The 4,045-nt window shown below is 65.5% G+C and carries 7 protein-coding genes; 2 read left to right on the top strand and 5 right to left on the bottom strand.

Features of this window, described 5'->3' with window-relative positions; all coding sequences use genetic code 11:
• On the top strand, positions 1–698 hold a 698-nt coding region (locus M8J71_RS23040; RefSeq protein ID WP_308292976.1), incomplete at its 5' end, for a DUF3105 domain-containing protein.
• Between the two features lie 51 nt (positions 699–749).
• Here the strand turns inward: M8J71_RS23040 and M8J71_RS23035 are convergent.
• The 5 genes from M8J71_RS23035 to M8J71_RS23020 form a co-directional block, all read right to left on the bottom strand.
• On the bottom strand, positions 750–1,292 hold the full coding sequence (locus M8J71_RS23035) for a hypothetical protein (RefSeq protein WP_256250191.1): 543 nt from the start codon (positions 1,290–1,292) through the stop codon (positions 750–752).
• Positions 1,210–1,536 carry a transposase gene (locus M8J71_RS23770; RefSeq protein ID WP_374114893.1) on the bottom strand — a complete coding sequence of 109 codons (327 nt, stop codon included), beginning with the start codon at positions 1,534–1,536 and terminating at the stop codon, positions 1,210–1,212. Before M8J71_RS23770 ends, M8J71_RS23035 begins: the two co-directional genes overlap by 83 nt.
• 202 nt (positions 1,537–1,738) lie before the next feature.
• A complete protein-coding gene (locus M8J71_RS23030; RefSeq protein WP_256250190.1) occupies positions 1,739–2,590 on the bottom strand; it encodes a cation transporter in 852 nt (283 codons plus the stop codon).
• Positions 2,587–2,913: an ArsR/SmtB family transcription factor gene (locus tag M8J71_RS23025; protein ID WP_256250189.1), complete on the bottom strand. Its 327-nt coding sequence runs from the start codon at positions 2,911–2,913 to the stop codon at positions 2,587–2,589. The genes M8J71_RS23030 and M8J71_RS23025 overlap by 4 nt, the downstream gene beginning before the upstream one ends.
• Before the next feature lie 61 nt (positions 2,914–2,974).
• Positions 2,975–3,181 carry a hypothetical protein gene (locus M8J71_RS23020; protein ID WP_256250188.1) on the bottom strand — a complete coding sequence of 69 codons (207 nt, stop codon included), beginning with the start codon at positions 3,179–3,181 and terminating at the stop codon, positions 2,975–2,977.
• 344 nt (positions 3,182–3,525) lie between these two features.
• Between M8J71_RS23020 and M8J71_RS23015 the strand changes: the two genes are divergently transcribed.
• Positions 3,526–4,045, top strand: a 520-nt coding sequence (locus tag M8J71_RS23015) for an alkaline phosphatase (RefSeq protein ID WP_256250187.1), incomplete at its 3' end; no start/stop codon positions are given.

The following is a 4,045-nucleotide window of genomic DNA, read 5'->3' as shown; positions in this document are numbered from 1 at the left end:
GCCCGACTCTGACAACCAGCACCCGCTCCGGCCATACACTACCGACGAAAGCGAGCCCAGTGATGCCCCAGCCGCGGACACCCCAGGAGGATCGACAGGCGATCCTGAAGGCACTTCAAGCGAAACAGCGTGCCAGGGACCGCCGAAAGGCCTGGCTGATCTACGGGACCGCCGCCTTCGTCGCAGCCTCCATCATCGGGGCCGTGGCGTTTGTGGTGGTTGGCGAGGTGCGCCAGCGCGAGGAAGCCAGCGCCGCAGCGTCCCGCCCGATAGAGGGTGAACAGGACTTCCCGGACCAGTCACGAAACCACACGGTCGATCCTGTCAGCTACCCGCGGACCCCGGCCACCGGTGGGGACCACGCACCGGTCTGGACCAACTGCGGGATCTACACCGCCCCGGTAGAGCAGACACGGGCAGTGCATTCCCTCGAACACGGCGCCTTGTGGCTCTCCTACCGTCCCGACCTGGGAGAGGATAAGATCGCCGAACTGACCGCCGTCGCGCAGGCGCAGCCTTACCTCCTGCTCAGCCCGGTTCCCGGCCAGGAAGCTCCGATTGTGGCCACGGCCTGGGGAAAGCAGCTCGCGCTGCAGGCCAGCAATGACGAACGCCTCGCCCCGTTCATCAAGAGATACCGTCAGGGCCCGCAGACCCCCGAACCCGGCGCCGTCTGCACCGGCGGAATGCAGGGCTAAAGGCAGCGGCAGGGGGTCTCCGGTATCTCAGCGCCAGATACTGCCGGTGCTCTAGCCGGGCACGAGGAACGTCCCTGCCAGATTCTGCAACTGGTAGACCCACTGCACCCAGCGACCGGAGACCATCAGGGCCTCAAGGACAATCAGCATCACTGCCCCGGTGATGTTGGGTCCCGCATATGCGACCGCACAACCGCCAGAACCCGGGACACCCAGTTCGGGCCAAAGGCGGGCAACCAGGGCCAGCAGCGCGTACGCATCAGCGGGCTTGCCCTCCAAAGTTTCGGGATCGACCGCGGCGAGCAGGGCGAGGGCGTCGGTGACCAGCGCGGAGGTCAGCCCGTCTTTGGCGTCCTGGTCATCCCTTGCGATGTCCGGTTTGCCGGTACGGCTGTGGTCATACTCCCGCGGCGTGGGTGGCGACCAGCTCCTGTCCGCCAGGAACGTCGCGGCCGAAGCGGCGGACGCGGCGATCAGCTGCGTGATCGTGTCCTGCCGGGAGACGGCGTCATCAAGAACCTTTGAATCCACTGCCCGGCGGCGCTTGCCCTGCAGGACACCGGTTTCGGCGATGACTTCGGCGATCGCTTCCATTCCGGTGCGGGTTCTTCGATGCCGCCCGCCGCCGGCGCCAGTACGTCAGGGTGCTCGGATGGAACGCCGTATCGGTCAGCCCGTACCCGCACGCGGGCTTCCACCGCAGATCAAACGTTAAAGCCTCGGCCGTTTCCCGGTCAGAGAGCCCCTGCAACGCCTGCAGCACCAGCACCAGCACCGAACCGATCACCGAAGCGGGAACTGACGGCCGGCCCTGCCGCGACGGGAACAGATCCTCCATCATCGAATCCGGGAACAACCGCCCCCTGTTCTTGGCCAGAAATGCGAAGACACTGCCCGGAGCCAACAACGAGCGGATATTTCAGCAGTCTCCTGGCACCAGCTCCGGACCGATGCCTTCAGCCGTGCACGCAGCGCGGATAAACTCCAGCGCAGGTCCGGAACTTGGGTAGCCCGGTATGGTGCGCAGCGTAGAACACAGTTCAGTCTTCCCGTCGCTGGAGGGGAAGGGTCATGACGTGAGGCCCGGGTTGTGGTGCCCGCCCGGTATGGCAGCCTTCGCAGCACGGCGCCTTCACCTGTATCCCGGCATGAGAACTGCCGGCGTGGGGGAGTGTTGCACCGGTCTCGGTTTCCCCGCCGTCCAGTCCTGAGGGCTCGCAGCACGTGTCAGCGACTGCCGGCCCGTTTCCTCCCTCCATGTGCGGGACATTGCAACAGGCATCCCCCTTCCAGGCGTTGATGCCTTCCCTGACGGCGATCGCGGCGATGACCAGTGCCGCGCCGGCGTCTGCCCACCACCACCCGAGCCTGCTGTTCAACACCAGCCCGACCAGGAGAACCGCGGAAAGATAGGTGCACAGCAGAGTCTGCTTTGAGTCGGCGACGGCCGTGCGGGAGCCAAGTTCGCGCCCGGCGCGGCGCTGTAGCCAGGACAGGACCGGCATGATCGCCAGGGACAACGCGGCGATCACGATGCCCGGTGTGGAGTGCTTAGCTTCGCCGCCGCCGGTCAAAGACCGGACGGAGTCCGCGGTGACGAACAGGGCCAGGGCGAAGAAGGAGAAGGCGATGATCCGCAGTGTTAGGTGCTCGCGCCGTTCCTGGTCCTTGCCCCAGAACTGCCAGGACAAGGCAACCGCGGAAGCGACCTCGATCACCGAGTCAAGGCCAAAGCCGATGAGGGCAGAGGAATCCGCGACGTTGCCCGCCCAGAGTGCTGCGACCGCTTCGATAACGTTGTAGGTGATGGTCGCGGCCGCGAAGAAACGGATCCGGCGGCTCAGTACTGCCCGGCGGTGGAGGTCTGGCGTGAGCTGGACTGCAGCGCTCATGCCACGCACGCCCCGTCAGCAGCACAGCAGGCCGGGTCAACGGCCAGTACCACCCCGATCAGGTCCCTAATTGCATGGCCCAGCCGGCGGTCGGCAAGTTCATACCGCGTCCGGCGGCCGTCCGGAACGGCCACTACCAAGCCACAACCACGCAGGCAGGTCAGGTGGTTGGACATGCTCTGCCGTGAGACGCCCAGGGACTCCGCCAAGTCGGACGGATACGCGGGGGCATCCGCCAGTGCCAGCAGGACCTTGGCGCGGGTGGGATCCGAGACCGCGTAGCCGAACCGGGCAAGCACCGGGGCATGCATGAGGGTTTCCATTCCCCCAGAGTACATCCAGGGGTGTACCATGTAAAAACCGGGCTGGCAGGAGGGTGGAGTTTCAGATCCCCATGCGATCCAGAAGGGCGTCCTCTTCCTCGCTGGCGCGGTTGCGCTTGTGCTCTTTGGCCTCCCGGCGGGCGTCCCGGACGGGCTCGGTCGGGCCACCGTCCTCTTCTTCGCGCTCCTCGCGGGGAGATGCGGGCCTGCTGGCGGCGGTGTAGCCGAAGCCGACGAACGCCAGTATTCCGAAGGTCAGCCACTGCATCGCGTAGGACAGGTTCGATCCTTCCTGGACGGCCGGTATGGTGAGCTGTTGGGGGGATACCTCAGGCGCGGGCGATTCCGCCGGCGCTCGTGGAGAGGCTCCTGTTCACGGGCTGCCTCTGGGACACGACCCATAGGTGGGCGCACCGGTCAGTAAGGCCGGGCGGGCCAGATGGATGAAGGCTGAGTGGTCCTGGACTGGTTCGATGGATGGTAAACGGCCGTATTCTTTCTGAATGGATCTCATTCCATTGACTCGACAAACGCTTGGGTGGGCTACGGCCGCGGTACGGTTGCAGGCTAAGGCGACATGGACCCCGCCCCTGAAGAGAAAAGCACCCGCCGATGGCACAAATTCCGCCCGACGTCACGCCCGTCGACCCTGTACCGAAAAGACACAGGATCATTTGGATTGTCCTGGCAGCCGTCGTGGCAACCGGGCTGATCTGGTACGCGGCCTTTACCGCGACCAAGCCGACGCCGGCGCCGGCCACAGCAAAGAATGTTATTTACCTGCTTGGTGACGGCATGGGCCCCACCCAAGTCGCTGCCGGCAGGGAACGTTTCTACGGTGCCGGCGGCAAACTGGTGATGGAAACCCTCCCGGCCCACGGCACTGTCAGCACCTACGCTGTGCAGAAAAACTCCGGCCAGCCCGGGCAGGCTGACTTCAAGCAGCGCCCTGTCACCGATTCCGCCGCAGCGGCCACCGCCTGGGCCTCCGGTGTGAAGACCTTTAACGCTGCCCTCGGGGTGGATGCCAAAGGCGCCGTGGTGCCAACCTTGATGGAGTTGGCCAGGCAGGCCGGCTACGGCACCGGCAGTGTCTCGACTTCTGAAGTTACCGACGCATCCCCGGCCGGGC

Source organism: Pseudarthrobacter sp. R1 (assembly GCF_024494415.1).
Classification (GTDB): domain Bacteria; phylum Actinomycetota; class Actinomycetes; order Actinomycetales; family Micrococcaceae; genus Arthrobacter.
The sequence above is the reverse complement of the archived record's forward strand: the minus strand, read 5'-3'. Positions and strand labels throughout refer to the sequence as shown.

What these genes read in the sequence shown, in the direction of transcription:
- M8J71_RS23035 (WP_256250191.1), bottom strand. Translation starts at nt 1,292, where the DNA reads ATGGAAGCGATCGCCGAAGTCATCGCCGAAACCGGTGTCCTGCAGGGC.
- M8J71_RS23770 (WP_374114893.1), bottom strand. Translation starts at nt 1,536, where the DNA reads ATGGAGGATCTGTTCCCGTCGCGGCAGGGCCGGCCGTCAGTTCCCGCT.
- M8J71_RS23030 (WP_256250190.1), bottom strand. Translation starts at nt 2,590, where the DNA reads ATGAGCGCTGCAGTCCAGCTCACGCCAGACCTCCACCGCCGGGCAGTA.
- M8J71_RS23025 (WP_256250189.1), bottom strand. Translation starts at nt 2,913, where the DNA reads ATGGAAACCCTCATGCATGCCCCGGTGCTTGCCCGGTTCGGCTACGCG.
- M8J71_RS23020 (WP_256250188.1), bottom strand. Translation starts at nt 3,181, where the DNA reads ATGCAGTGGCTGACCTTCGGAATACTGGCGTTCGTCGGCTTCGGCTAC.